This is a genomic window from Streptomyces sp. CT34 (assembly GCF_000805335.1).
Lineage (GTDB): Bacteria > Actinomycetota > Actinomycetes > Streptomycetales > Streptomycetaceae > Streptomyces.
The window spans coordinates 5,418,997-5,444,708 of record NZ_KN708638.1 but is presented as its reverse complement, the minus strand read 5'-3'; the positions used below and the strand labels follow the sequence as shown (position 1 = coordinate 5,444,708).

Sequence of the window (25,712 nt, the reverse complement as noted above, 5' to 3'; positions counted from 1 at the left end):
CGGCTCGCCGGCCGCGCCGTACCGCTTGCGCCGGGCCCGCCGGCACTCCCCGTCCGCCAGCGCCCAGCTGGGCCTGCGGGGGGCCGGGCCGGCGGCCCAGCGGCCGGGCACGTGGGACTCGGCGGGGCGCTCGAAGGGCCGCGGTACGCCGTCCCGGGCCGCCGCCCGGTACGCCGCCGGGCCGGCCGGGGTGTGCGAGATCAGGTCGAGGTAGATACCGCGGAACGCCGCGATGTTCTGCTCGACGGTGAAGAGTTCGAGGGCCCTCGCGCGGGCCGCGGCGCCGGGGGGGCCCCGCCGGTCCGGGTCGGCGAGCAGCGCCCGGCAGGCGTCGGCCAGCGCACGCGGATTGCGCGGCGGAACCACCAGACCGGTGCCGCCGATGACCTCGCAGACCGCGCCGGTGTCGGTGGAGACCGTGGCCCGGCCGCAGAACATCCCCTCCACCAGGGAACGCGGAAAGCCCTCGACGACGCTGGAGAGCACCAGCACCGCCCCGGAGGCGTAGGCGGCCTCCAGGGTGGGGGCGTCGGGGCTGCCGATCTCCTCGAAGCTGACCGGGCTCTCGCCGGCCGTACGGGCGTCGGCCGCCTCGTCGGGGAAGAGCTGGGCGGCCAGCGCCTGGCACTGGGCGCGGTATCCGGCCGCGTCCGGGTCGCCGCCGAGGCCGCCGATGATCCGCAAGGTGGCGGCCGGTTCGGCCCTGCGGACCTCCGCGAAGGCGTGCAGCAGCCCGACGAGGTCCTTGGCGGGCTCGATCTCGCCGACCCACACCAGGGTCCGGGAGTCGTCCGCCGCGGCCTCCACGACCTCGGCGAACCGGCCCGCGTCCATCCCCGGGTAGACCGTCCGCAGCCGGGCCGGGTCCGCGCCGCAGTGCTCCTGCCAGCGGCGGGCGTGGGTGTTGCCGGGGGTGATCAGCGCGGCCTGCGCATAGGTCTCGGCGGCCAGCGCGCGCCGGAAGGCGGCGAGCAGCGCGCGCACCGGTGCGCTCAGCGGCTCCGCGGCGGGCGCGAGATAGTGCTCGCGCAGCCGTACGCCGTACTCGGTGACCAGGAGCGGGGTGCCGAAGAAGCGTTTGGCCAGCAGTCCCGGGAGGGCGGCGGTGCCGCCCGAGGTGGCGTGGCACAGATCCACCCGGGCCAGCCCGGTCTCGCCGTACCAGTCCAGGGACAGCGGGCGGAGCGCCGATTCCAGCGCGTCGGCGACCGCGAGCAGGTCGGTGAGCTGCCCGCCCCGCGCGGCGGGCAGCGCGCCGGGGCCGCGGCAGATGCCTTCCAGGATGCGGACGGCGTCCTCGGAGCGGAGCAGCGCGGGCAGCGCGGCGCCGGCCCGGGCCAGTTCGGCGAGCCCGTAGAGGCCGCTGGCGAAACGGTCCGCCTCACCACCCACGGCGGTGTGCTCCGCCGCCGGCGGGGTGGCGAAGGCCGCCACCAGGTCGCCGAAGTGCCCGGCGAAGCGGCGTCCGGCGCGGCGGCCGGCGGCGCGCCCCCGGCGGTCCTCGGTGGGGCGCCGGCACTCCGCCGGGAAGTCACCCGACAGCGGCGCCTGCCCCACCAGCCGTACGTGGTCCGGCAGTTCGCGGTGCCCGTGACGGCCCCCGGTCTCCTGGCGAGGGTCGGCGGTCAGCGCGTAGATCTCGAAGTCATGGCCGGTGAGCCCGCGCACGAGCCGGTCGCACCACTCGTACGACTCACCTGACGCATACGGATAGCCACCCTCGGTGAGCAGTCCAATGCGCACGACTGCACCCCCGTCCTCCCATATCGGCGTCCTGCGCGACGGTCTCCCCGCCACCGCAGGAAGAAGCTACGCAAAGGGGCCGGTGGTGCGGCGGACGGTTGTCCATCGCACCACCGGAAGGGGTGAACAGACGTGACTTTCCACCCCTCAGGACGTTTCCGTGCCCTATGGGGCCGTTGCGGGGCCATTGCGCGGACGGGTCCGGGATCGGGCCGCGGCCTTTCGGGCGGGCGCCCCCAGCGCCCTCGCGAGCGGAGCGCGCCGCCGCATCCCGTAGTCGAGCCGCCCCACCGCCCGCCGGCTCACCGACCGGTCGGATACGGCCAGGAGTTGGGCCGGCAGGTCACCCCGTCCGTCGTCAGGAACTTGGTCTGCTGCATCATCACCGGCGCCGGCGCGCCCTGCCGGGGGCAGACCTCGTGATTGTGCCCGAGTCGGTGCCCGACCTCGTGGTTGATCAGCATCTGACGGTACGCCAGCATCTTGTCGGGCCCGTAGGTCTTGGCGCCCTGCGCCCAGCGGTAGGCGTTGATCACGACCCGGTCGGTGGCCGCCGAGTCGCAGGAGACGTTGTCCTCGGTGGTGTCCAGACCGGACTTGGCACACCACTTCGCGGTGGTCCCCGGGCTCGCCAGCGAGATCACGAAGTCCGCGTCGCCGGACGCCACCCGCTGGAAGGTCCGCTGCCCGCCGTGCGCCCAACTCCGGTCGTCGTTCAGCGTCTTGTGCACCGCTTCGGCGAACAGCGCGCCGTCCAGCGGGAGTCCGTCCTCGATGTCCACGCGGTAGCGCAGCACCTTGCCGCGGCCGGGCGCCCCGGCGTCCCCGCCGACCGGTGTGAAGTGGCCGCTGGCGGTCAACTGCGGGTCCAGCGGGAAGACCTGGGCCATCCGGGCGGCGTAACCGGCGGGTTTGGCGTCCTGGCCGGTCCGGGGCTGCGACCGGGACGCCTCGCTGCCGCCGTCGGCGCGGTCGTCCCCGCTGTGGGACCGCCCGTCGTCGCCGGGCCGGTGCTGGTCGGCGACCTGGCCGGCGACGACCACGGCGAGCACGGTGGTCACCGCCGCGGCTGCCGCGCCGGTGAACGTCCGCCCCTTGGCGCCCTTCCCGGCGCCGCCGGAGCGGTTCCCGGCGGCGTGCCCGTCCGGACCATCCGGACCGTCGGGCCCGGCGCTCTCCGCGGCGAGTTCCTCCTGCCGGTCCAGCTCCGCGATCCGCTCCCGGTCGAAGACCACCGACCGCCCGGTGAAGCGCCCGCCGGGCGGCAGGCCACCGGCCGCGCCACCGTCCGGGCCGTACGGCCGCGTCCCGGGCGCCCCGGCCCGGAACACGTCGTCGGCGGCCTCGTCCATGCCGTCCGCACCGTCCGGAAATCCCCCGGCATCGCCCCCGCCGAACGCGGCCAGATACTCGGGCCGCGGACCCGGCCCGCTGCCGGGCGCCGCGAGCGGCGTACCGAACACCGACGTCTCCGGCTCGGCTGCGCGCGGTCCGGGAATCCTGGGTGCCCCCGCGGTGCGGGTGCCCGGCCCGGCCGAGCCGGGGAACGCGCCCCAGCCGCCGCCCGGTTCACGCTGCTCGGGATGCCCGCCGCGGACCGCGTCGCCGCCGGCCGGCGGTCCGGCCGCGGCCGGCCGACGCCGTCCCGGCCCCGGAGCCGGGAGCGGACCCACCGCTCCCGGCGGCACCTCGGATCTGTCGACTGCGCTGTCCTGCCGGTCCCGGCGGCTATGGCGTCCCACTGGCCCTGTCAGCTCCTGTCCGCGACGGGCGGCGCGGCGGGGGGCGCTCCGGCGGAGCCGGTGCCCGCACCGGAGGTCGCATCGGTCACCGTCGTATCGGAGTCGAGCAGTTCGCGGAAGGCCCGCGCCACCGCCTCCGGATACTCCATCATCGCCACGTGTCCCGCCTCCGGCAGCGTCACCAGTCGCGAACCGCGGAACGCCGCGGCTGCCCGCCGCGCCATCCGGTAGGAGACGAGGCGGTCGCGTCCACCGTAGACGAGAAGGGTGGGTGCCAGGACCCGTTCGGCCTGACGCCACAGTCCGTGCTGCCCGCCGAGCGTGTAGGCGTTCACCACACCGCGGGCGGTGCGCTCCATCGCCTCCCAGAAATACGGGAGTTCGAGCCGGCGTACGTACTCTTCGACCGCGGCGTCGAACCCCTCGGGGGTGATCCGGGCGGGATCGCCGTAGCAGAGCGTCAGGACGTCGCGGGTGCGCTGCTCGGGCGTCCACTCGCGGGTGAGCCGGCGGAACAGCCGGGCCATGACGGGGACCGCGAGCAGCACGGTCGGCAGCGCGGTCAGCTGCGGCGGGATCTCCGGCAGCGCGGGCGAGATCAGGGTCAGGCTGCGGACCAGGTCGGGGCGCGCCGCCGCGACCCGGGTGATGGCCGCGCCGCCCAGGGAGTTGCCGATGAGGTGCACGGGGCCGCGGCCGGCCGCGTCCAGGTAGCGGATGACCGTACGGGCCTGGGCGGCGACCGAGTAGTTGCCGTCGTCCGGCGGCGGCGACTCGCCGAAGCCGGGAAGATCGACCGCCTCGCCGGCCACCCGGTCGGCGAGCAGCGGCATCAGGGCGGACCAGTTCCGCGAGGAGCCACCCAGGCCGTGGACGAAGAGCGCGGGCTCGCGCTCCCGGGCGGCGGCGCTCGCCCGGTCGGCGGCGTCCTCCTCCGGCGACCCGGCCGGGGTCCGTACGTTCAGCGTCAGGCCCGGCAGCGTCACCCACCGCACCGTCTCGCCCGTGGCACCGCGGGCGCCGGGTCCGGCCGGCGGCACCGGGAGGGCGGCTGCTGTCGCGGTGTCCGGTGACTCGGTCGAAGACATGTTGTCGATGTTACGAGACGATCACGCCCCCGATTGTGTGTCCGCGGTCACACACCGCATCGCGCTGCCGCGACCGCTCTCCTAGGCTCGTAGCTAGGGCGACCGCCCACGGCGGGCCACGGCCCCGGCAAGCATCGGAAAGGGAGCCACCATGCGCGTCGACCCGACAGACCCCGACACCTTCGAGGACGAGTCCAGCACCGCACCCTCGGCGGCATTCGACGTGGAGGCGCCGGAGGCCGACGCCGCCGAGCAGCACACCGATCTCGCGCCGCAGCGCGACGAGACGGTGAGTGGCCAGGACTTCTCCGCCAACGAGGCGGACCGCGCCGAACAGGCCCGGGTCGTCGAGCTCAACGAAGACGAATACCGATGACCTGGGACGTTATGTCGGCTTCGGGGAGCGGTGCCGGAGAGAATTTCTCGTCGCGGACCGCACACAGCCCCGTTACCCAAAAGTACGATGACGGGCGCGGCACACCATCTCGTACGGGCCGCGAACGGAACGACTCCTGGGAGGCAGCGTGAGCGCCATCGAGCAGACCGAGGCGGCACGCCCGCGGGGCACACGCCTGCCACGCCGTGCACGGCGCAACCAGCTTCTGGGCGCGGCCCAGGAGGTCTTCGTCGCGCAGGGCTACCACGCCGCCGCGATGGACGACATCGCCGAGCGGGCCGGGGTCAGCAAGCCGGTGCTCTACCAGCACTTCCCCGGCAAGCTGGAGCTCTACCTGGCGCTGCTGGACCAGCACTGCGAGGCGCTGCTGCACTCGGTGCGCAAGGCCCTGGAGTCGACGACCGACAACAAGCAGCGGGTGGCGGCCACGATGGACGCCTACTTCGCCTACGTGGAGGACCCGGGCGGCGCCTTCCGGCTGGTCTTCGAGTCGGACCTGACGAACGAGCCGGCCGTCCGCGAGCGGGTGGACAAGGTGTCCCTGGAGTGCGCCGAGGCGATCAGCGCGGTGATCGCGGAGGACACCGGGCTGTCGCAGGACGAGTCGATGCTGCTGGCCGTGGGGTTGGGCGGGGTCTCCCAGGTGGTGGCCCGCTACTGGCTGTCTTCGGAGAGCCAGGTGCCGCGCGAGACCGCGGTGCAGCTGCTGACCTCGCTCGCCTGGAAGGGCATCGCCGGATTCCCCCTGCACGGCAGCGACACACACTGACCGTGTTCGCTGCCGGCGTGCTCGGTGACGCCCTGTCCGTCCCCGTACCGGGCTAATGTGTGCTGCGTACAGCGCGGATGGCCGCGCACCCCACTGACCGTCGGAGGGACATAAGCCGTGGAGGTCAAGATCGGCGTGCAGCACGCGCCCCGCGAGATCGTTCTGGATTGCGGGCAGTCTGCCGAAGAGGTCGAGCGCGCGGTGAGCGACGCGCTGAGCGGCAAGTCGGAGCTGCTGAGCCTGGTGGACGACCACGGTCGCAAGGTCCTGGTCGCGTCGGGCCGGCTGGCCTACGTCGAGATCGGCGAGCCGACCGCCCGCAAGGTCGGGTTCGGCGCTCCCTGAGCAGCAGAGGCGCCATAGCGGGCCGATAGCGGACGAGCGGGCGGCGGCCCCGGAGACCTGGTCTCCGGGCCGCCGCCCGCGTCCGTGGCGCACCGGCTTCCATGGCGCACCGGTCGCCATCTTCCGGGCCCCGCACGCCATTTCGGGCTGGTCTCCCCGGTCCGCCCTTTTCGCTCTTCTTCTCTCTTTTCTCGTCCTTCTCCGTCTTTCCGGCGGAAATCCCTTGCCCGCCGACCGGACGAGGGCGCACGCTGAGCGGACCAGCGGCCCCCGCCCCGGAGGGTTGCTGCCGGTGCCCCTTGGGTACGACCGCCTACGACCGATTTGTTCGTCCGATCGGCCTTGTCACGCGGGAGGGAACAGCATGATCTGGGAAGCGCTCGGCGCCGTGATCGTCGGATTCGCCATCGCCCTGTCCGCCCGGCGCTGGCTGCCCGAACGGTTCCCCGCGCACGCCCTCACCCTGGCCACCGGGCCGGTCGCCGCACTCCTCGGGGCGCTGCTGAGCCACTCGATCCTGGGGCCCGGCCACCCCGTTCAGGCGATGCTGGCGGCGGTCGCCGTGGGCGCCGCGCTGCTGTCGGTGCTGGCGCGCCCGCCGCGCCGCCGGGTCCGCCGACCGGCGCCCGCGCTGAAGGGCCACCGGACGGCCTGAGGCCACCGGACGGCCCGTAGAGCCGCCCGGTGCCCCCGTGATCCGCGTCGGGGCGGAGGTCAGGCCGCCAGGCCCAGCGCCGCCATCCGCTTGGTGTGCGCCTCGGTGATCCGCGAGAACATCCGGCCGACCTCGGCCAGGTCGAAGCCGTCGGCGACCCCGCCGACCAGCATCGTCGAGAGCGCGTCGCGGTCCGCGACCACCCGCTGGGCCTGCGAGAGCGCCTCGCCCATCAGGCGCCGCGCCCACAGCGCCAGCCGGCCGCCGACCCGCGGCTCGGCCTCGATGGCCGCCCGGACCTTCTCCACGGCGAAGGTCGCGTGCCCGGTGTCGTCCAGCACCGCCAGGACCAGGTCGCGGGTGTCGGAGTCCAGCCGGACCGCGACCTCGCGGTAGAAGTCGCTGGCGATCGAGTCGCCGACGTACGCCTTGACCAGGCCCTCCAGCCAGTCCGAGGGCGCCGTCTGGCGGTGGAACTCGTCCAGCGCGGCGGCGAACGGCTCCATCGCCTCGTTCGGCTCCGCCTGGATCTCCGCGAGCCGGTCCCGCAACCGCTCGAAGTGATGGAATTCGGCCGAGGCCATTTTGGCCAGTTCGGCCTTGTCGTCCATGGTCGGCGCGAGCTTCGCGTCCTCGGCCAGGCGCTCGAAGGCGGACAGCTCGCCGTACGCGAGCGCGCCCAGCAGATCGATCACGGCGGCCCGGTACTGCGGGTCGGCGGATGCCTGCTCCCAGTCCTGAGCGGCGATCCCGGTGTGTTCCTGCGCGTCGGCAGCGGCGTTGTCAGGCGTCTCCATGACCGGCACAATAGCCCGCTCGGCGCCCCGGGGAAGGCCCTGGTCAGCCACGTCCCGATCACCCGTACGAGCGGGAGTCCGGACCGGTGCGGCGCGCCGTGATGAATTCCTCACTCATACAAGCCTTCGGATTCACGCGCGATATCCGGGGTACAGTGCTAAAGGACCCGCCGAGTATCGGTGGGTCGTTCCACGAAAGCGGATGCCCGGTCGGTGGCCCGATCGGCTCCAACCGACCGCCCTCCCCCGCGGCGCGTACGAGACATACGCACAGCAGGAGGGACACCGCTCGCGGCGGGAGTGCCTGAGCGATGGCAGTGGTCCCGCGCCCGTCCGGCCCGTCAGGCCGGCACCGTACGAACCCGTACGAAGGCGCGGTACGACCCCCTTCACCGCCTCCCACCGCGTCTCACAGAAGAGGCAAGATTCTGTCTACGTTCCGAGAACTCGGGATTTTCCCCGAGACCGCCGAGGCCCTGGAAGCCGTCGGCATCATCTCCCCCTTTCCCATCCAGGAGCTGACGCTCCCCGTCGCCCTCTCCGGCAACGACGTCATCGGCCAGGCCAAGACCGGCACCGGCAAGACGCTCGGTTTCGGCCTGCCGCTGCTGGAGCGGGTCACCGTCCCCGCGGACGTCGAGGCCGGGCGTGCGACGCCCGAGCAGCTGACCGACGCGCCGCAGGCCCTCGTGGTCGTACCGACCCGTGAGCTGTGCCAGCAGGTCACCAACGACCTGCTGACCGCCGGCAAGGTGCGCAACGTCCGGGTGCTCGCGATCTACGGCGGCCGGGCGTACGAACCGCAGGTCGAGGCGCTGAAGAAGGGCGTCGACGTGGTCGTCGGCACGCCCGGCCGGCTGCTCGACCTGGCGGGCCAGAAGAAGCTCAGCCTGTCGCAGGTGCGCACCCTCGTCCTGGACGAGGCCGACGAGATGCTCGACCTGGGCTTCCTGCCCGACGTCGAGAAGATCATCCAGCTGCTGCCGGCCAAGCGCCAGACGATGCTGTTCTCGGCGACCATGCCCGGCCAGGTCATCTCCCTGGCCCGCCGCTACATGTCGCAGCCCACGCACATCCGCGCCACCGCCCCGGACGACGAGGGCGCGACGGTCGCCAACATCACCCAGCACGTCTTCCGCGCGCACTCCATGGACAAGCCGGAGATGGTCGCGCGCATCCTCCAGGCACAGGGCCGCGGTCTGGCGATGCTGTTCTGTCGTACGAAGCGGACCGCCGCCGACATCGCCGACCAGCTCGCCCGGCGCGGCTTCGCGTCCGGCGCGGTGCACGGCGACCTCGGCCAGGGCGCCCGCGAGCAGGCGCTGCGCGCCTTCCGCAACGGCAAGGTCGACGTCCTGGTCTGCACCGACGTCGCGGCCCGCGGTATCGACGTGGAGGGCGTGACGCACGTCATCAACTACCAGTCCCCCGAGGACGAGAAGACCTATCTGCACCGCATCGGCCGGACCGGCCGCGCGGGTGCCAAGGGCACCGCGGTCACCCTCGTCGACTGGGACGACATCCCGCGCTGGAAGCTGATCAACAAGGCGCTGGAGCTGCCCTTCGACGAGCCGGAGGAGACCTACTCCACCTCGCCGCACCTCTACGAGCAGCTCGACATCCCCGAGGGCACCAAGGGCATCCTGCCGCGCGCCGAGCGCACCCGCGCCGGGCTGGCCGCCGAAGAGGTCGAGGACCTCGGCGAGACCGGTGGCCGCGGACGGGGCCGCCGCGGCGGGTCGCCGGCCGCCGAGGAGGAGCGTCCCCGCCGGACGCGTACGCCGCGGCAGCGGCGCCGCACCCGGGGCGGCGCCCCGGTGGACGGCACCGCCGCCCCGGAGGCGCAGGCCGGCGAGGCGGCCGATGCGGCCGAGGGCACCGAGGCCGCTGCCGCCGGGCCGCGGACGCCCCGGCGCCGGCGCCGTCCCCGCGGTGCGGTGGCCGCCCCCGCCGCCGCCGAGGCCCGCGAGACGGCCGCCGCCGCGGTCGCCGAGGCCCCCGCGGTCACGGCTGCCGTGGAGACCGCCGCACCCGCCGCCGAGGAGGCCCCGGCCGCAGCCCCGCGCCGGCGTCGTACCCGCAGCGCCGCCAAGGCCGCCGTGGACACGGTGAGCGAGGCGGCGACCGCGGCGGTGGAGACGGTCCGGGAACCGGCTGCGGACACCGCCGCTGAGGACAGGCCGAAGCGCACCCGCACCCGCAAGACGGCCGCCGTGAAGGCGGAAGCCGCCGTGGACACCGCGGAGGGCACCGCCGCCGAGGAGGAGGCCCCGGCCAAGCCGAAGCGGACGCGGAAGACCGCCGCCGCCAAGGCCGCCGAGGCCGGCGCCGCCGAGGAGGCCCCGGCGAAGCCCAAGCGGACCCGCACCCGGAAGACCGCCGCCGCGAAGGCCGAGGCCGCCCCGGCGACCGACGCCCCGGAAGCCGCCGAGGCCAAGCCGAAGCGCACCCGGAAGCGCGCCGCGGCCAAGCCCGCCGAGACCGCCGAGGCCACTTCCGCGAGCTGACCCGGCACGGTTCCACGACGCACGACCCGGCCCCGCACACCCGCGGGCGCCGGGTCGTCGGCATCCCGGTCGGGATGTGCCCGCCCGCCCCGATAGCCTCGACCTCATGAGCAGGCCGCCCACCCTCACCCTCCCCGCATGCGCCCGCGCGTACCGGCTCGGCACCGGGCGCGGTGCGTTCGCCGTGCACGACGCCCGCCCCGATGGCGCGCCGATCGGCACCGTCCTCCTGGTGCCCGGATTCACCGGCAGCAAGGAGGACTTCATCGCCCTGCTGGCCCCGCTCGCCGCATCCGGTTTCCGGGCGGTCGCGGTGGACGGCCGGGGGCAGCACGAATCCCCCGGCCCGCGCGACGAACTGGCGTACGCACAGGAGGAGTTGGCCCTCGACGTCCTCGCGCAGGCGGATGCCGTACGGGACGGCGGCGGTCCGCTGCATCTGCTGGGGCACTCGCTCGGCGGGCTGATCACCCGGGCCGCGGTGCTGCGCGACCCGGCGCCGTTCCGTTCGCTGACCGTGCTCAGCTCCGGGCCCGCCGCCATCGACGCGTCCCAGCAGACCCGGGTACGGATGCTGATCGAGGCGCTCGGCACGATGGACATGGAGCGGGTCTGGGAGGCGATGCGCACCCTGGACCCTCCGGAGGCGGCGGACGAGGCGACACCGCCGGAGATCGGCGCGTTCCTGCGGCAGCGCTGGCTGAACACCGTCCCCGAGCAACTGATCGCGACCGGCCGGCAGATGCTGGCGGAGCCCGACCGGGTCGCCGAGCTGGCCCGCACCGGCCTGGCCACCCATGTCGTGTCCGGGGCCGTGGACTACGCCTGGCCGGTACCGCTGATGGACGAGATGGCCCGGCGGCTGTCCGCCCGGCGCACGGTCATCGGGGGCGCCGAGCACTCCCCCAACGCCGAACGCCCCGCGAAGACCGCCGAGGCGCTGGCCGGCTTCTGGAGCGAAGTGGGCTAAGGCCCCGTCGTCGAACTCCCGCCTGCCTGCCGACGCCTGCGCGTACTCTCGCCGCACCGGACGCCGCCCGGCCCGCCCTTCGGGCGGACGACGGGAGGGTGACGACAGGACCTGGCCGGGCCGAGCGGGGCCGGCGTACCGCCGCCCGGCCGGTGCCCGGCAGGACAGCACCGAGCGGCTCGGCCAGCATCGGAAGGGGCGCCGCCCGCGCCACCCACGCCACCCGGCACACCGGGAATCCCGGGCACCACCGGCTCCCGGAGTCCCGCTGCCGGCCGCCGGCCCCCGCTTCGCACGAAGGGCAGGACACCGCATGACCCAGCAGCCATCCCAGGGCTTCGCCCTCAGCCGCACCTTCGAGGCGCGCCCGGAGCGGGTGTTCGCGGCCTGGACGACGCCGGAGCACTTCGCGTACTGGTTCGGCGGGGAGCTGGCGGTGCCGGTCGAGCGGATGACGATGGATGTCCGGCCGGGCGGTGTGTGGAGTCTGGTGATGCACACACCGGACGGCGGTGAGCTGCCGTTCTCGGGTGTCTACCAGGAGGTCGCCGCCCCGGAGCGGCTGGTGTTCACCCTCAGGGACGCCTTCGCACCCGAGGACGCCGCGGGCGAGACCGTACGGGTCGCCCTCACCGCCCGCGGGGACCGTACGGAGATGGCGTTCCGCCAGGACGGCGGCAACCTCACCGCCGAGCAGTACCGGCAGGCCGAGGCGGGCTGGTCGGGCTTCTTCGACCGGCTCGCCGAACTCCTCGCCAGGGCCTGACGCCGGACGCCGCCCCGGCCCTGACCCACCACCGGACCGGCCCTAGAACTGCCCCTGCACGTGCTCCCAGAACCCGTCGCGCAGCGCCCGTCGCAGGTCGGCGTGGCTGCGCAGCGAGTGCCGGAGCAGCGCCTCGGCGGCGGTGAGCAGCTCCTGGTCGACGGTGCCGGGCAGATACGGGTGGCCGGGCAGCAGTTCGGCGACCCACACCCGGCCGCGTTCGGACAGCCACTGGGCGCCGACCCGCGCCCCCACGAACCGGACCTCCTCGCGGGACGGCACCGGCCCCTCGCCCGCCCCCGCCTCCGGGCATTCGCCGGCCGCCCGCCGGGAGGCGTACGGCTTGCAGAAGTCCAGGTCGAAGGTGCGCGCGCTGTCGACCTCCCACATCAGCGGCTCGGCCTGGTTCCGCCCGCCGGGGGCCTCGATGCCCCACAGGTGCACCCGCGCGCCGTAGCCCTGCGCCGCCTCCACCGCGGAGACCAGGTCCTCGTCGCCCCCGATGAGCACCGCGTCGCTGATCGCGCGGTGCCGGGCCAGTGACTCCAGGTCCGTGCGGATCAGCGAATCGACGCCCTTCTGCTGGTTGTTGGCGTTGAGGTTGCCGAGCCGGACCTTGACGTCGGGCAGCTCGGCGATCCGCTGCTGCTCCTGGGTGTGGATCCGGCGGCGGGCGCCGTCGTACCAGTACACGCGCAGCAGCCGGCTGTCCGGGAAGATCGTCCGTGCCTTGTCGATGAACGCCTCGATCAGCCCCTCCGCGTCCAGCTCGAACGCCTTGCGGTCCTCCGTGCCGGCGACCAGCCGCCCGGTCGCGGCGTAGACATAGCCCGCGTCGACGAAGACGGCATGGGTCGACGGGGTGGTGGCGACCTCGGCGAGGACCCGGGTGAGCAGCTCGTTGGTGCGCTCGACTCCGGCGGCGAGGGCGTCGAGTGCGGAGCGGTCGGTGCTGCCCGTGGGCGGGACGTCGTTCATACCGGGACCCATTGTCCTGGCGTGCGCTCGGCGGGCACAAGCGCGCTGCCCGACGCGGTCCGCAGCGGCGATCCCCGGACGGCAATCCTTAGACGACGAAAAAATTTCCTTAGCGTAGGGAATCATTTCAGCTGTAGGCTCGTTGTACCCATACGGAACGCCCGGCAACGAAGGCGGGCAAGTCCTGTCAATCAGTTCTCCGCAGGAGGATCAGACGAAGGGAGAAGCCGTATGCGCTTCGAGATCATGCGCCTGGACGATGCGGACGGCACCGCCGTGGACAGCACCGTCGTGGACGCCGCCTCCGTCAACCAGATCGTGCGGCAGGCCGCCGCCATAGGCCAGCGCATCTACATCCGCCCGGCCGACGCCGCCGCCGCCCGCTGACCCGGGCCGGCGCACCCCGCCGACGACGCACGAGCGCCCCCGTACGCACCGGCCGTACGGGGGCGCCGCCGTGTCCGGGGCCCTCAGCTGCCCGGTCCTCAGGTGCTCTGGATCACCTCGGTGATGCCGTTGATGATCTGCTGCACCGCGAGCGCGGAGAGCATCATGCCGGCGAGCCGCGTCACCAGCACCACCCCGCCGTCCTTGATCACGCGGATGATCACCAGCGAGAACCGCATCACCAGGTACAGCACCACGTGGATCGCCACGATCGCCGCCCAGACCGAGATCTGCGCGCCGACGCCGTGCGCGTGCTGCACCGCGAGGATCACCGACACGATGGCGCCCGGCCCGGCCAGCAGCGGCATGCCGAGCGGCACCAGCGCCACGTTGACGTCCTTGGTCTGGGTCGGCTCCTCCGACTTGCCGGTCAGCAGGTCGAGCGCCACCAGCAGGAGCAGCAGCCCGCCGGCGATCATCAGCGCGGGCGTGGAGATGTGCAGCCGTCCGAGGATCTGCCGGCCGAAGAGGCCGAAGACGGCGATGACGCCGAAGGCGACGGCGGCGGCCTGCCAGGCCATCCGACGCTGCACCTTGGCCGGGCGGCCGGAGGTCAGGGCGAGGAAGATCGGGGTGATCCCCGGCGGGTCCATGATCACAAATAGCGTGACAAAGAGGGTACTGAAGACGGCGACGTCGAACACGGTGCTGGCCTTGCGGGAGTGGTACGGGACGTACGGGATGAACGGGACGGTCGGGAGACGGCGCGGCGGACGGCAACGGCCCGCCATCCGCGTTGAGTTGGGGAGACTCGGCAGCGGCGCCCGACCGGGAGGCACGGGGGGCCGGGGGGCGGCCGGCCGGTCCGGCCGGCGAACGCGGACTCAGCCGCCCGCGCCGGGAACGGGGAAGGCGCCGGTGGCCCGGCGCACGATCTCGCCGTAGATCTCGGGGTCGGTGGTGCAGTCGCCGAGGCGACAGGTCTTGCGGCTGCCGTGGTAGTCGCTGGAGCCGGTGGTCAGCAGCCCGAGTTCGGCGGCCAGGCCGCGCAGCCGGGCGCGGGTCGCCGCGTCATGGTCCATGTGGTCGACCTCGATACCGTCCAGGCCGGCCGCGGCCAGCTCGGCGATCGCGCTCTCCGGTACGCAGCTGCCGCGCTTGACGGCCAGCGGGTGGGCGAAGACGGCGACTCCGCCCGCGGCCTTGACCAGCCGGATCGCGTCGAACGGGTCCAGTTCGTGCTTCTCCACGTACGCCCGGCCGTCGTTGGCCAGCCACTGTGCGGTGAAGGCGTCGGACACCGAGCCGACCACGCCCAGCTCGACGAGGGCGGTGGCGATGTGCGGGCGCCCCACGGCGCCGTCGCCGGCGATCCGCGCCACGTGCTCCCAGGTGACCGGCACCCCGAGGTCGCGCAGCTTGCCGACCATGGCCCGGGCGCGCGGCACCCGGTCGTCCCGGACGAGCTCCCGCTCGCGGGCGAGCTCCGGCTCCTGGGGGTCGAAGAGGTAGGCGAGCATGTGCAGGCTGACCCCGTCGAGCCGGCAGGAGAGCTCGGCGCCGGTGACCAGCGTCAGCCCCTCGGGCAGCGCGGCCCGCGCCTCGGCGTGGCCGCCGACGGTGTCGTGATCGGTCAGCGCGACGACGTCCAGACCGGCGCGTGCGGCATTGCGCACCAGCTCGGCGGGGGTGTCCGTACCGTCGGAAGCCGTGGAGTGGGTGTGCAGGTCGATACGCACGGCACGGACTCCAGACTGCTGCGGGACGGTTACGGCGGCGGGGGCCGGCGGACGGGCACCGGGCCGGCGGACGCCGTAAGGACTACTCATGAACACCGGGGACTACAGAAGGATACCGGGCGGCCGGACATGCCCGCGTCAGCCGATCATCCGGCACCCCTGGACCGGCGCTCAGCTCAGGATGCGCGGCGACAGCGCCCCGCACGGCAGCAGATCCACTTCGGCGCCCGCCTCGCGCAGATCGGTCAGCACCAGCTCGTCGTACATCAGCAGCCCCGACTGCTCGGGCCAGGCGATCGCCCACAGCCACAGCCCGCGCGCCTCACCGGCGAAGACCGCGCGGTCCGTGGGGGCGCCGTCGACATGCCACATCGGGGTGGGCCGGCCGGCGGCCAGCACCTTGGCGTGCGGCGACTTCGCCATGCACAGGTGGGGGCCGGGGTCCGGGCCGTCGATACCGGCGTAGCGGGCGCCGAGGCCGACGCCCAGTTCCTCGGCGATCAGCAGGAGTTCGCCGGGGCCGCCGAGCGGGCCGGGCCCCGAGCAGGCCACGGCGGTGGCCCGGCCGCCGCTGCGGTCGTCACCGGCGCAGGCCACGCCCGTGAACAGCCAGCCGACGGGCAGCGGCCAGGGCATCCACACGGGTACCTGCGCACGGTGCACGACAACGCCGAGCGCCTCGACGCTCGGCGGGACGACCGGCTGGAGCGGGTGCACGGTGCCGTGTGCGGCACACTGCCAGGTATCGGAAAAGAGACCGGGCGCCCGCACCCGGCCTCCGCACTTCGGGCAACTGGGTTCGCCCCTCATAAGGACCAACGGTCCTCCAGGGCCGCCGTCCCGTCAAGGACGATCACTCGACCGGTGTGCCCCGAATCACGTACCCGGCCGCACACTTGGCCGGATTGCCGACCCCGCTCCCAGTCACCCCCGGCCACCCCGGAATTAGCTGCACTTACATTCTTTAGGTCGCCTAACTTGATGGCGCATATGGACGCACGCGCACGTCGACGATCACCGGAAGGAGCACTCCGGCGCGCACCGAGGACGGCGTCACGGCATTCGTCAACTCCCGTTCCTCATAGGCGATCTGACGCCCCGTCCGCGGCGTGTGGCACGAGCGGGGCCACGCACCGCCGCCGGGTCAGTCCAGCGGTACGCTCCGGCGCAGCGGGTCCCGCAGATCCGTCCCCTGCTGGAGCCAGCGCGCCTCCAGCGCCTCGGCGCCGTGCACCCGCTTCCAGGCGGCCTCGTTCGGCGTCATCGGCAGCAGCGGCAGGAACCGCACCGGCTCCATCGGCTCGTCCAGCTCCAGATCCGCGACCAGCCCGCCGGGCGCGCTCACCAGCACGGAGGTGAACGGCGCCCCCGGCCACAGCGGATCACCCACGTCCAGCGAGGCACCCGGCGCCACGATCACGCCCTCGACCTGCGGGGACGCGGCGAGCACGGCCAGCGGGCGGAGGACCTTGTCGGTGTCGGCGCGGCCGGCCCGGACGGACAGCACGAGTTCCGCGCGCGGGCCGCGCAGCGGGTCGGCGACGACGACTGACGGGGGCGCCGCGAAGGGGCTCGCCGAGGGGTGGTGGTCGGGCGAGGGGCCGGCCGGATCGGTCATCGGCCGGGCCGACATTCCGAGCGTCGCGTAGCGGACCACCTCGCCGTCCACGAAGCGGAGCACCTCGATGCGGTCGGTGCCGAGGAAGGTGATGGCGGCGCGGGCGTCCGGTTCGCCCAGGGCGGTACGCAGCCGGGCCTCGACCAGCTCAAGAACGTCAGACATACCGCGAGCATAGGCACGCCCCCACGCGCCGGCTTCGGCGGCGTCACGGGTACGGACGGGTGTGGGGAGTCTGCGGCGATCGTATGGAACGAGCAAAGGCGAGCAGGGGCGCGGCGGGCGACTGATAGCCTTGCCGCCTGGTCAGGGAATGACGTCGTCCCCCAACGGGGACCGGCCGGAGGAGGTGGGGCTGCGGTGGATCCGAGTCGACCGTGCAGTACCGATAGTTCTCCTGTCATCCCGCCCGCGCGGCGCATCTCCTGAATCCGAGAGCTTCCGCGCCCCGCCGATCCACGGGGAAACGGTGAAGTGCCTTCGCGCCGGATGCAGATGACGGAAGAGCGCCTTCGACTCTTACTTCCGTGATGTCCGCGAACTGCCGTCAGTAGTCCCCGCACGGAGCGCCGCCCGCTTTGCGGACGTACGGCCGATGCCGCCTCGTACGTCCACGTTCCGGGCAGCGTTGCGCCCCGCGCCCGCCGCTGACGGCCGGCCCGAAGGAGCCTGCCTTGTCGATGATCCGCGACCTGCGCGCCGCCGTCCGCCCGTCTCGGCGCCGCGAGGACTCCGAGTCCGCCGCCCCGGCGTGCGCCAACAGCGCGATCGTGGACTGCGGCGTCTACCGCGAGGGGCAGCGGGTGGACCAGCACCTCTCCCCGGCCGAGGCGATGGCCAGCGTGCAGGCCGACGGGGGCTTCGCGTGGATCGGGCTGCACGAGCCGACCGAGGCCGAATTCGCCGGTATCGCCCAGGAGTTCGGGCTGCATCCGCTCGCCGTCGAGGACGCGGTCCACGCCCACCAGCGGCCCAAGCTGGAGCGCTACGACGACACCCTGTTCACGGTCTTCAAGACGGTCCACTACCTCGAGCACGCCGAGCTGACCGCGACCAGCGAGGTCGTGGAGACCGGCGAGGTGATGTGCTTCATCGGGCGGGACTTCATCGTCACCGTGCGGCACGGCGGCCAGGGCTCGCTGCGGGCGCTGCGGCACCGGCTCCAGGACGACCCCGAACTCCTCGCCAAGGGCCCGTCCGCCGTGCTGCACGCCATCGCCGACCAGGTCGTGGACGGCTACATCGCGGTGGCCGGCGCGGTGCAGGACGACATCGACGAGGTGGAGATCGACGTCTTCAGCTCGGGCACCACCGGCAAGGGCGCGGGCGGCAAGGGCTCCGGCACCCGGGGCGGCGACGCCGGGCGGATCTACCAACTCAAGCGCGAGGTCCTGGAGTTCAAGCGCGCGGTGTCGCCGTTGCTGCGGCCGATGCAGCTGCTGAGCGAGCGCCCGATGCGGCTGGTCGACGCCGACATCCAGAAGTACTTCCGGGACGTCGCCGACCACCTGGCGCGGGTCAACGAGCAGGTGCTGTCCTTCGACGACCTGCTCAACTCCATCCTCCAGGCCAACCTGGCGCAGGCCGCGGTCGCGCAGAACGAGGACATGCGCAAGATCACCGCCTGGGCCGCGATCTTCGCCGTACCGACGATGATCGCCGGTATCTACGGCATGAACTTCCAGTACATGCCGGAGCTGCACTGGAAGTACGGGTACCCGGCGATGATGCTGGTCACGGTCGCCATCTGCACCGGAATCCACCGCGGGTTCAAGAGGAACGGGTGGTTGTGAGGCGGCGGGCGGTCGCACCGGGGGCCGGGAGTTCGGGGGCCGGGGGTCCGGGGGTTGCCCCCGGGGGACACCGCAAGAGGAACGGTGGCTGTGAGGCGGTGGCCCACCCGTTGGGTGCCAGGGGGCGGCGGGCCGCCCGGCAGGCCGTCCCCGGCAACGGATTAGGCTGAGCCGTATGACGGAGACCGTGTCGCAGGCCCTGCAGGATCGGGCGCTCATCGAAGAGGCCACGAGGAAGTCCGGCCTCATCTGGGTGCGCGGGACGGCCGGGCCGGCGCGGGCGCTGTGGCATGTGTGGCACGACGGGGCCGCCTGCCTCGTCGGCGGCGGCTCCGGCGAGCAGCCGCTGGACGATCTGGGCCTCACCGACGGCGGACCGGCGACGGTCACCGTACGCAGCAAGGACAAGGGCGGCCGGCTGGTCGCCTGGCAGGCCCGGGTCCACGAGCCGGCGGCGCACAGCGAGGCGTGGCAGGCCACCGTCGAGGAGCTGAAGGGCAAGCGGCTGAACGCGCCGGACGCGGGCACCCTCACGGAGCGCTGGGCGCGCGAGTGCCGGGTGCTGCGGCTGGAGCCGACCGGCGGGGCGGTGCAGCGCCCCGGGCTGATGCCCGACGACGCGCAGGCCGCGCCGCCGCTGGCGTCGCCCGCGATCACCCGGCGGCCGGCTCCCGCCGCGCTGCCGAAGCTGCTGCGCCGGGGCCGCAGGGGCTGACCCCGGCGGACCGCCGCCGTCAGCCGGTCCCGGAGATCTGCTTGCCCAGGTCGACGGTCTGGCCGGCGTCGGGGGTCTTCAGGTCCACGCTCTTGCCCCAGTCGTCGAGCCGGACCTCACCGGCGCCACCCGCGCGCTGGAGCCGCATCGGGTACGGGGTGCCTTCCAGGGAGACGTCCAGGTTGCCGCCGGAGCCGGCGCCGGCGGTGACCCGTACGGTGCTGACGCCGCCGACGCTGCCGTGTTCGCCGACGGCGAGTTCGCCGTGCAGTCCGAGGAGGCCGGCGAGCAGTGTGTCCTTGTCGGTGAATCCGCTGAAGCGCTGGTAGACGGGGTCGGCGGCGGGCACCTTGACGTACTTGCCGCCGAGCTTGGCGGCGGTCGCCGACGCGGGCCCCGAACCGCCCTCCTCGCCGGCCCAGAACGCCGCGTCCGCCTTCAGGTAGAGCGCGTCGCCGACCCGCAGCAGCTGGAACCCGGCGGCCTTGGTGGACAGCTCGCCGCGCGCGCCGTTCTTCGCGAGGCGCATGTCCAGCTTGTAGGTGCCGCCCTGGCTGACGACGTTCCCGGAGAGGTGGACCGAGTCGGCGCCCCTGGCCGCGGCCTGCGCCTTGGACGCGATGGTCGCGGCCGGCAGCTTGCCCACCCCGTTGGTGCCCTCGTCCGGGTCTCCCGCACCGCAGCCCGCCAGCACCACGGTCACTGCCGCGCACACCGCCGCCCCCCGCCCCGCCCGCCCCGTACGAGCGGGTGCGGCCGGCGGCCGGGGGCGGGTGGCCGGGGGGATTGCAGTCACGTCGGCTCTGCCTCCTGATGCGGGTGACCTAGACAGCAGACCGCAGCGTACCTGGGCCGTACACGCGTTTCTGTCGGATGCGTGGCGGCCACCATACGGCCGTTCCCGCCGGGCCGGGCGCAACCGGTGCGCGTTAGCCTGAACCCGAACCAATGCGGCATTACGGGTCAACAGCGGCCTGTTCCGAACGATTTGCAGGGACCGCACGATGTCCATGGACTGCACGGACTGAACGAAAGGGAGAAGGGCGGCGCTCTGCATGGCGGTGGTCACCCCCCGGGTCTTCGTCTCCCATCTCTCCGGCATCGCCGTGTTCGACCCGCACGGCGACCAGGTCGGCCGGCTGCGGGACCTGGTCGCGCTGCTCCGGGTCGGCGCCCGGCCGCCGCGGCTGCTCGGGCTCGTCGTCGAGGTGATCAGCCGGCGCCGGATCTTCCTGCCGATGACCCGGGTGACCGGCGTCGAGTCCGGCCAGGTCATCACCACCGGCGTCGTCAACATGCGGCGCTTCGAGCAGCGGGCGTCCGAGACGCTGGTGTTCGGCGAGCTGCTGGACCGGCGGGTGCGGCTGGTCGAGACCGGCGAGGAGGTCACCGTCCTCGACATCGGCATCACCCAGCTGCCGGCCCGCCGCGACTGGGAGATCGACAAGGTCTTCGTACGGCGCGGGAAGGGCGGGCCGCTGCGCCGCAAGGGAGAGACCGTGACCGTCGAGTGGTCGGCGGTGACCGGGTTCTCGCGGGAGGAGCACGGGCAGGGCGCGGAGAACCTGCTGGCCACCTTCGAGCAGCTGCGCCCCGCCGACCTGGCCGGCGTGCTGCACCACCTCTCCCCCAAGCGGCGTGCCGAGGTCGCCGCCGCGCTCGACGACGACCGGTTGGCCGACGTCCTGGAGGAGCTGCCGGATGACGACCAGGTCGAGATCATCGGCAAGCTGAAGGACGAGCGGGCCGCCGACGTCCTGGAGGCGATGGACCCGGACGACGCCGCCGACCTGCTCTCCGAGCTGCCCGAGGAGGAGAAGGAGCGGCTGCTGACCCTGATGCGCCCGGAGGAGGCGGCGGACGTCCGGCGGCTGATGGCCTACGAGGAGCGCACCGCCGGCGGTCTGATGACCACCGAGCCGATCGTGCTGCGGCCGGACGCGACCGTCGCGGACGCGCTGGCCCGGGTGCGCGACCCGGACCTCTCCCCGGCGCTCGCCGCCCAGGTGTACGTCTGCCGGCCGCCGGACGAGACGCCCACCGGCAAGTACCTGGGCCTGGTGCACTTCCAACGGCTGCTGCGCGACCCGCCGTTCACCCTCGTCAGCTCCATCGCGGACACCGATCTGCCGGCCCTGCCGCCGGACACCCCGCTGCCCGAGGTGACCAGCTACCTGGCCGCGTACAACATGGTCGCGGCGCCGGTGGTGGACGAGAGCGGGGCGCTGCTGGGCGCGGTCACCGTCGACGACGTCCTGGACCATCTGCTGCCGGAGGACTGGCGGGAGGCCGAGCTGCACCGCGCCCCGCCGGCCGGGCTGACCGGCGCACGGGCGCACGGGGAGGCCGGCGATGGGCGCCGATGAGCGGGAGGGCGCCCGGGAGCGGCGGGCGAACGGCGCCTCGGCGCTGCGCCGGGGCGGCGCCGGCGAGCGGCTTCCGGAGCGCCGCCGGGCGCGGCTGGACCAGCCCCGGGTGCCGCGCCGCACGTTCTTCCCGGAGTACGACCCGGAGGCGTTCGGGCGGATGTCCGAGAAGATCGCCCGCTTCCTGGGGACCGGCCGGTTCATCGTCTGGATGACGGTCACCATCGTGCTGTGGATCGGCTGGAACGTGACCGTGCCGGGCCAACTGCGGTTCGACAACTACCCGTTCATCTTCCTCACCCTGGCGCTGTCCCTCCAGGCGTCGTACGCGGCGCCGCTGATCCTGCTGGCGCAGAACCGGCAGGACAACCGCGACCGGGTCACCCACGAGCAGGACCGCAAGCAGAACGAGCGCTCCATCGCCGACACCGAGTACCTGACCCGGGAGATCGCGGCGCTCCGCCTGGGCCTGGGCGAGGTCGCCACCCGCGACTGGATCCGCTCCGAATTGGAGGACCTGCTGCGGGAGCTGGAACTGCGGCAGATGGTCGACGCGGAGAGTGACGAACGCGACCGCTGACCGGGCTTTCCGGAGGCCCCCTCGGGCGCCGTACCATCGGGGCATGGCCAACGACAATGCCCCCGCCGCCGGCGCACCGAGCGAGGACGCGATCCGCGATGCGCTCGCGACGGTGAACGACCCCGAGATCCACCGCCCCATCACCGAGCTGGGGATGGTCAAATCGGTGGACATCGCGGCGGACGGCTCGGTGGCGGTGGTGGTCTACCTCACAGTCTCCGGCTGCCCGATGCGCGAGACGATCATCAGCAGCGTGCGCGACGCCGTCGAGCGGGTGCCCGGTGTCACGAGCGCGGGCGTCGAGCTGGAGGTGATGAGCGACGAGCAGCGGCGCGAGCTGGCGGCCTCGCTGCGCGGCGGCACCGCCGAGCGCGAGGTGCCCTTCGCCCAGCCCGGCTCGCTCACCCGGGTCTACGCCGTGGCCTCCGGCAAGGGCGGCGTCGGCAAGTCCTCGGTGACCGTCAACCTCGCCGCGGCGATGGCCGCCGACGGGCTCAAGGTCGGTGTCGTGGACGCCGACATCTACGGCCACTCCGTCCCCCGGATGTTGGGCGCCGACGGGCGGCCCACCCAGGTCGAGAACATGATCATGCCGCCGTCGGCGAACGGCGTGAAGGTCATCTCGATCGGCATGTTCACCCCCGGCAACGCCCCCGTCGTCTGGCGCGGCCCGATGCTGCACCGCGCCCTCCAGCAGTTCCTCGCCGACGTGTACTGGGGCGACCTGGACGTCCTCCTGCTGGACCTGCCCCCGGGCACCGGCGACATCGCCATCTCGGTGGCCCAGCTGGTGCCGAACGCCGAGATCCTGGTGGTGACCACCCCGCAGCAGGCCGCCGCCGAGGTCGCCGAGCGGGCCGGTGCGATCGCGGTGCAGACCCACCAGAAGATCGTCGGCGTGGTGGAGAACATGTCCGGGCTGCCCTGCCCGCACTGCGACGAGATGGTCGACGTCTTCGGCACCGGCGGCGGCGAGCGGGTGGCCGAGGGTCTGACGAAGACGACCGGCGCCCAGGTGCCGGTGCTCGGCGCCATCCCGATCGACGTCCGGCTGCGCGAGGGCGGCGACGAGGGCAAGCCGGTGGTGCTCACCGACCCCGACTCCCCCGCCGGCTCCGCGATCCGCGCCATCGCCGGCAAGCTGGGCGGCCGGCAGCGCGGCCTGGCCGGCATGTCGCTGGGGATCACCCCGCGCAACAAGTTCTGACGGCGGGAGCCGACTGCCGGCTCCCTCCCGTACGACCCTGTACGACGTCTACGACCCCGTACGACGTCACAAGGGCGGACCCGCCGGCGGGTCCGCCCTTTTCCTTGCGCCGTGCTCAGCCCTCGTACGTGCTCAGGTCCCTGATCACCGAGAAGCCGAGGCCGTACGCGCTCATCCCCCGCCCGTACGCGCCGAGGTGCACGCCCTGCGCTCCGTCCCCACCGGACGTGCCGGCCAGCACCCAGCCGTACTCGGACTCCCGGTAGCTGAACGGCGTCGGCTCCCCGTCCACCGGGAGCATCAGCTCGCTCCAGCTCTCGCCCTCGAGGTCGTCGGCCAGCTCCCAGGCGATCATCGTCTGCTGGTCCAGCCAGTCCTGGCGCAGCGACCGGTCCATCTGGGTCGGCCAGGTGTGCGCGAGCAGCCCGGATCCGGCGAGCCAGGCGGCGGTGGAGACGGAGGTGGCCTCCAGGACGCCGGTGCCGTCGGCGCTGCGCCGTACCGGCCGGCTGGCGACCGTCACCACCACCGCGAACCGCTCGGACTCCTGGGTCTCCACCTTGATGGTCGGCTCCGCGCCGTGCCCCGTCGCGCCGTGCTCCACGGTGCCGTCCGCGGCCGAGCCGACCTGCATCAGCCACCGTGGTCCGGTGAACGCCTCGTCGAGGCCGTACCACGGGAATGCGGCCAGCAGATAGCCGTCGGCCTTCCGGCCGGCATCGGCGGACACCTCTTGGGTGACTGTCCGACTCGTCGTCTCCATCTGCGCGGAGCCTCCTTGTTGCCCTTCGTCGTGGGCGGCCCGCCCCCCTCAGGCGACCTCACCCCGGACTCCGGGAGCATAGCCAGTGCGGTCAACACAGCCGGGCATACAGAAGTATCAGGTGGCGTCGGCGTCGAACGGCGGAGACTCGCGGTGGGCCGGGTCCGCGCCCTTCTTGAGCAGGTCGGGGCGGCCGGCGGAACCGGCCGGGGACTCCTTGGAGAGGTTCGGGCGGGAGCCGTTGGAGGGAGCGGCCGACGCCGTCGAGGCCGCCGCGGAGACCGTCGTGGACTCCCGGACGGCGTCGGTGACCTCGGCCATCTCCTTCTTCAGGTCGAGGCCGTTGCGCAGCTCCTGGAGCTCCTTGAGGCCGTACTCGTCCTTCTCCAGGACGTGCTTGCGCACGAAGTTCCTCGGCTTGAGGTCCTCGAACTCGAAGTCCTTGAACTCCGGGCCCAGCTCGCTGCGGATGTCTTCCTTGGCGCTGTCGGAGAACGCCCGGACCTTGCGGATGAACCCGGTCACGTCCTGGATGACCTTGGGCAGCTTGTCCGGCCCGAAGATGAGCACCGCGAGGACCACGATCGCAATCAGCTCCAGGGGTCCTATGTCGAAGAACACCTTGCGACTCCTTGGGTAATCCGCGGCCTTCGGGGGCCTATGGGCCAGGCCGCCTCTCACGGTACCTGGCCCGATACGTCGGGCGGGAGTCGCCCGCACCAACACCGTACAAACGATCAGCCCTGGCTCGAGGAACCCAGTGTGAGCCGAACGGACCGCTCCCCGCCGTCCCGTTGAAGCGTCAGAGTGAGCATGTCACCGGGCCGGTGGCTGCGGATCTTGACGATCAGCTCCTGGCCGCTGTGTATCGGCACACCGTCCACCTGCGTGATCACATCCCCCACCTTGATGCCGGCCTTCGCGCCCGGCCCGCCGGGGACGACCGGCGGCTTGCCGTCCTTGGTGCGGTCGCTGACCCGGGCGCCGTCGCCCGCGTACTCCATCTCCAGCGTGACCCCGATCACCGGGTGGGTGGCCCGGCCGGTGTTGATCAGCTCCTCGGCCACCCGCTTGCCCTGATTGATGGGTATGGCGAAGCCCAGGCCGATGCTGCCGCCCTGGCCACCGTCGCCGTCCAGCCCGCCGGTGCCGCTGTCCGCGGCCCGGATCGCGCTGTTGATGCCGATCACCCGGGCCTTGCCGTCGACCAGCGGGCCGCCCGAATTGCCTGGATTGATGGGGGCGTCGGTCTGCAACGCGTCGACGTACGAGACATCGCTCCCGTCGCCCTTCTGCCCGCCGGCGGTGATCGGCCGCTGCTTGGCGCTGATGATCCCGGACGTGACGGTGTTGGCGAGGTCGTAGGGCGCCCCGATCGCCACCACCGGATCGCCGACCTGGGCCGCGTCGGAGTCGCCCAGCGTCAGCGGATGCAGCCCGGTGACGCCGTCCACCTGCACGACGGCGAGGTCGTAGCCGCCGTCCTTTCCGATGACCCGCGCCTTGGCGGTCTGCCCGCCGCTGAACGTCACCGATATCTCGCCACGCGATCCGGCCGGTGCGACGACGTGGTTGTTGGTCAGGATGTGGCCCTGCCGGTCGAGCACGAACCCGGTGCCGGTGCCCTGCTCGGCGTTGCCGCGGACATGCAGTGTCACCACGCCGGGCAGCGCCGCCCGCGCGATCCCGGCGACGCTCTCCGGGCTGCGACTTCCCTGCTCCCCCGTCGCCTGCGGCAGCTTGATGTCGTCGATCGCGCCGTTCCGCTCGATGTAGGCGCCGACCCC

The 25,712-nt window shown here is 73.2% G+C and carries 26 protein-coding genes; 13 read left to right on the top strand and 13 right to left on the bottom strand.

Annotation, left to right across the window (positions count from 1 at the left end; all coding sequences use genetic code 11):
* From RZ84_RS23850 to RZ84_RS23840, 3 genes are all read right to left on the bottom strand, one after another.
* A partial coding sequence (locus tag RZ84_RS23850) for a DUF3492 domain-containing protein (protein WP_063772772.1) occupies positions 1-1,743 on the bottom strand: 1,743 nt, incomplete at its 3' end.
* Positions 1,744-2,045: 302 nt separating this feature from the next.
* On the bottom strand, positions 2,046-3,416 hold the full coding sequence (locus tag RZ84_RS23845; protein WP_241777834.1) for a DUF3152 domain-containing protein: 1,371 nt from the start codon (positions 3,414-3,416) through the stop codon (positions 2,046-2,048).
* A 77-nt stretch (positions 3,417-3,493) separates the two neighbouring features.
* Positions 3,494-4,573, bottom strand: coding sequence for an alpha/beta fold hydrolase (locus RZ84_RS23840; protein ID WP_052230135.1), 1,080 nt, complete (start codon positions 4,571-4,573; stop codon positions 3,494-3,496).
* 151 nt (positions 4,574-4,724) lie between these two features.
* Here RZ84_RS23840 and RZ84_RS23835 point away from each other — a divergent pair, with 151 nt between their 5' ends.
* The 4 genes from RZ84_RS23835 (at position 4,725) to RZ84_RS23820 (ending at position 6,739) form a co-directional block, all read left to right on the top strand.
* Positions 4,725-4,949 carry a hypothetical protein gene (locus tag RZ84_RS23835; RefSeq protein ID WP_043265995.1) on the top strand — a complete coding sequence of 75 codons (225 nt, stop codon included), beginning with the start codon at positions 4,725-4,727 and terminating at the stop codon, positions 4,947-4,949.
* 148 nt (positions 4,950-5,097) lie between these two features.
* Positions 5,098-5,739, top strand: a complete 642-nt coding sequence (locus RZ84_RS23830; protein ID WP_043265994.1) for a TetR/AcrR family transcriptional regulator — start codon at positions 5,098-5,100, stop codon at positions 5,737-5,739.
* A 117-nt stretch (positions 5,740-5,856) separates the two neighbouring features.
* Positions 5,857-6,084 (top strand): DUF3107 domain-containing protein, encoded by a 228-nt coding sequence (locus RZ84_RS23825; RefSeq protein WP_043265993.1) that lies wholly within the window; start codon positions 5,857-5,859, stop codon positions 6,082-6,084.
* 364 nt (positions 6,085-6,448) lie between these two features.
* A complete protein-coding gene (locus tag RZ84_RS23820; protein WP_043265992.1) occupies positions 6,449-6,739 on the top strand; it encodes a hypothetical protein in 291 nt (96 codons plus the stop codon).
* A gap of 59 nt (positions 6,740-6,798) precedes the next feature.
* Here the strand turns inward: RZ84_RS23820 and RZ84_RS23815 are convergent, their stop codons facing one another.
* Entirely contained in the window at positions 6,799-7,536 is a 738-nt protein-coding gene (locus tag RZ84_RS23815; protein ID WP_043270689.1) for a ferritin-like fold-containing protein, read from the bottom strand.
* A 311-nt stretch (positions 7,537-7,847) separates the two neighbouring features.
* Here RZ84_RS23815 and RZ84_RS23810 point away from each other — a divergent pair, with 311 nt between their 5' ends.
* From RZ84_RS23810 to RZ84_RS23800, 3 genes are all read left to right on the top strand, one after another.
* A complete protein-coding gene (locus RZ84_RS23810; RefSeq protein WP_107068166.1) occupies positions 7,848-10,043 on the top strand; it encodes a DEAD/DEAH box helicase in 2,196 nt (731 codons plus the stop codon).
* Between the two features lie 106 nt (positions 10,044-10,149).
* Positions 10,150-11,013, top strand: a complete 864-nt coding sequence (locus tag RZ84_RS23805; RefSeq protein WP_043265991.1) for an alpha/beta fold hydrolase — start codon at positions 10,150-10,152, stop codon at positions 11,011-11,013.
* A 313-nt stretch (positions 11,014-11,326) separates the two neighbouring features.
* A complete protein-coding gene (locus RZ84_RS23800) occupies positions 11,327-11,779 on the top strand; it encodes an SRPBCC family protein (RefSeq protein WP_043265990.1) in 453 nt (150 codons plus the stop codon).
* A gap of 42 nt (positions 11,780-11,821) precedes the next feature.
* Here the strand turns inward: RZ84_RS23800 and RZ84_RS23795 are convergent, their stop codons facing one another.
* Entirely contained in the window at positions 11,822-12,757 is a 936-nt protein-coding gene (locus RZ84_RS23795) for an NYN domain-containing protein (protein WP_043265989.1), read from the bottom strand.
* Between the two features lie 231 nt (positions 12,758-12,988).
* On the opposite strand from RZ84_RS23795, the gene RZ84_RS39925 reads away from it, so the two are divergent.
* Positions 12,989-13,144, top strand: coding sequence for a hypothetical protein (locus RZ84_RS39925; RefSeq protein WP_198540041.1), 156 nt, complete (start codon positions 12,989-12,991; stop codon positions 13,142-13,144).
* A gap of 98 nt (positions 13,145-13,242) precedes the next feature.
* Here the strand turns inward: RZ84_RS39925 and RZ84_RS23790 are convergent, their stop codons facing one another.
* From RZ84_RS23790 to RZ84_RS23775, 4 genes are all read right to left on the bottom strand, one after another.
* Complete coding sequence (locus tag RZ84_RS23790) at positions 13,243-13,848, bottom strand: MarC family protein (RefSeq protein WP_043270685.1); 606 nt, start codon at positions 13,846-13,848, stop codon at positions 13,243-13,245.
* 180 nt (positions 13,849-14,028) lie between these two features.
* On the bottom strand, positions 14,029-14,883 hold the full coding sequence (locus RZ84_RS23785) for a PHP domain-containing protein (RefSeq protein WP_043265988.1): 855 nt from the start codon (positions 14,881-14,883) through the stop codon (positions 14,029-14,031).
* A gap of 171 nt (positions 14,884-15,054) precedes the next feature.
* Positions 15,055-15,693, bottom strand: a complete 639-nt coding sequence (locus tag RZ84_RS23780; protein WP_043265987.1) for a DUF6758 family protein — start codon at positions 15,691-15,693, stop codon at positions 15,055-15,057.
* Positions 15,694-16,027: 334 nt separating this feature from the next.
* Complete coding sequence (locus RZ84_RS23775; RefSeq protein ID WP_043265986.1) at positions 16,028-16,666, bottom strand: suppressor of fused domain protein; 639 nt, start codon at positions 16,664-16,666, stop codon at positions 16,028-16,030.
* A 509-nt stretch (positions 16,667-17,175) separates the two neighbouring features.
* Between RZ84_RS23775 and RZ84_RS23770 the strand changes: the two genes are divergently transcribed.
* Both RZ84_RS23770 and RZ84_RS23765 read left to right on the top strand, forming a co-directional pair.
* Positions 17,176-18,294 carry a magnesium and cobalt transport protein CorA gene (locus tag RZ84_RS23770; protein ID WP_043265985.1) on the top strand — a complete coding sequence of 373 codons (1,119 nt, stop codon included), beginning with the start codon at positions 17,176-17,178 and terminating at the stop codon, positions 18,292-18,294.
* A gap of 175 nt (positions 18,295-18,469) precedes the next feature.
* The gene (locus RZ84_RS23765; RefSeq protein WP_043265984.1) at positions 18,470-19,009 is read left to right on the top strand and encodes a hypothetical protein; all 540 of its coding nucleotides are present in this window, start codon (positions 18,470-18,472) and stop codon (positions 19,007-19,009) included.
* Positions 19,010-19,028: 19 nt separating this feature from the next.
* Here RZ84_RS23765 and RZ84_RS23760 read toward each other — a convergent pair whose 3' ends face one another.
* Positions 19,029-19,805 carry a hypothetical protein gene (locus tag RZ84_RS23760; protein WP_078894129.1) on the bottom strand — a complete coding sequence of 259 codons (777 nt, stop codon included), beginning with the start codon at positions 19,803-19,805 and terminating at the stop codon, positions 19,029-19,031.
* Positions 19,806-20,064: 259 nt separating this feature from the next.
* On the opposite strand from RZ84_RS23760, the gene RZ84_RS23755 reads away from it, so the two are divergent.
* From RZ84_RS23755 to RZ84_RS23745, 3 genes are read left to right on the top strand one after another with little or no spacing between them, the layout of a single operon-like run.
* Positions 20,065-21,375 (top strand): magnesium transporter MgtE N-terminal domain-containing protein, encoded by a 1,311-nt coding sequence (locus RZ84_RS23755; RefSeq protein WP_043265982.1) that lies wholly within the window; start codon positions 20,065-20,067, stop codon positions 21,373-21,375.
* Positions 21,362-21,955, top strand: a complete 594-nt coding sequence (locus RZ84_RS23750; RefSeq protein WP_043265981.1) for a DUF1003 domain-containing protein — start codon at positions 21,362-21,364, stop codon at positions 21,953-21,955. The genes RZ84_RS23755 and RZ84_RS23750 overlap by 14 nt, the downstream gene beginning before the upstream one ends.
* Positions 21,956-21,998: 43 nt before the next feature.
* Positions 21,999-23,162, top strand: coding sequence for an Mrp/NBP35 family ATP-binding protein (locus tag RZ84_RS23745; RefSeq protein ID WP_052230134.1), 1,164 nt, complete (start codon positions 21,999-22,001; stop codon positions 23,160-23,162).
* Between the two features lie 115 nt (positions 23,163-23,277).
* Here the strand turns inward: RZ84_RS23745 and RZ84_RS23740 are convergent, their stop codons facing one another.
* The 3 genes from RZ84_RS23740 to RZ84_RS41655 all read right to left on the bottom strand — a co-directional run.
* Positions 23,278-23,925 (bottom strand): hypothetical protein, encoded by a 648-nt coding sequence (locus RZ84_RS23740; RefSeq protein ID WP_043265980.1) that lies wholly within the window; start codon positions 23,923-23,925, stop codon positions 23,278-23,280.
* Between the two features lie 117 nt (positions 23,926-24,042).
* Entirely contained in the window at positions 24,043-24,546 is a 504-nt protein-coding gene (locus tag RZ84_RS23735) for a sec-independent translocase (protein ID WP_043265979.1), read from the bottom strand.
* Between the two features lie 116 nt (positions 24,547-24,662).
* Positions 24,663-25,712: S1C family serine protease (locus RZ84_RS41655; protein ID WP_043270681.1), on the bottom strand; the 1,050-nt coding region annotated here is incomplete at its 5' end.

Excerpts from the sequence above, each read along its gene's own strand:
- RZ84_RS23835 (WP_043265995.1), top strand. The coding sequence starts at position 4,725 with ATGCGCGTCGACCCGACAGACCCCGACACCTTCGAGGACGAGTCCAGC.
- RZ84_RS23745 (WP_052230134.1), top strand. The coding sequence starts at position 21,999 with ATGGCCAACGACAATGCCCCCGCCGCCGGCGCACCGAGCGAGGACGCG.
- RZ84_RS23755 (WP_043265982.1), top strand. The coding sequence starts at position 20,065 with ATGGCGGTGGTCACCCCCCGGGTCTTCGTCTCCCATCTCTCCGGCATC.
- RZ84_RS23750 (WP_043265981.1), top strand. The coding sequence starts at position 21,362 with ATGGGCGCCGATGAGCGGGAGGGCGCCCGGGAGCGGCGGGCGAACGGC.
- RZ84_RS23800 (WP_043265990.1), top strand. The coding sequence starts at position 11,327 with ATGACCCAGCAGCCATCCCAGGGCTTCGCCCTCAGCCGCACCTTCGAG.
- RZ84_RS23795 (WP_043265989.1), bottom strand. The coding sequence starts at position 12,757 with ATGAACGACGTCCCGCCCACGGGCAGCACCGACCGCTCCGCACTCGAC.
- RZ84_RS23765 (WP_043265984.1), top strand. The coding sequence starts at position 18,470 with ATGACGGAGACCGTGTCGCAGGCCCTGCAGGATCGGGCGCTCATCGAA.
- RZ84_RS23810 (WP_107068166.1), top strand. The coding sequence starts at position 7,848 with ATGGCAGTGGTCCCGCGCCCGTCCGGCCCGTCAGGCCGGCACCGTACG.
- RZ84_RS23740 (WP_043265980.1), bottom strand. The coding sequence starts at position 23,925 with ATGGAGACGACGAGTCGGACAGTCACCCAAGAGGTGTCCGCCGATGCC.
- RZ84_RS23820 (WP_043265992.1), top strand. The coding sequence starts at position 6,449 with ATGATCTGGGAAGCGCTCGGCGCCGTGATCGTCGGATTCGCCATCGCC.
- RZ84_RS39925 (WP_198540041.1), top strand. The coding sequence starts at position 12,989 with ATGCGCTTCGAGATCATGCGCCTGGACGATGCGGACGGCACCGCCGTG.
- RZ84_RS23840 (WP_052230135.1), bottom strand. The coding sequence starts at position 4,573 with ATGTCTTCGACCGAGTCACCGGACACCGCGACAGCAGCCGCCCTCCCG.
- RZ84_RS23780 (WP_043265987.1), bottom strand. The coding sequence starts at position 15,693 with ATGAGGGGCGAACCCAGTTGCCCGAAGTGCGGAGGCCGGGTGCGGGCG.
- RZ84_RS23805 (WP_043265991.1), top strand. The coding sequence starts at position 10,150 with ATGAGCAGGCCGCCCACCCTCACCCTCCCCGCATGCGCCCGCGCGTAC.
- RZ84_RS23815 (WP_043270689.1), bottom strand. The coding sequence starts at position 7,536 with ATGGAGACGCCTGACAACGCCGCTGCCGACGCGCAGGAACACACCGGG.
- RZ84_RS23775 (WP_043265986.1), bottom strand. The coding sequence starts at position 16,666 with ATGTCTGACGTTCTTGAGCTGGTCGAGGCCCGGCTGCGTACCGCCCTG.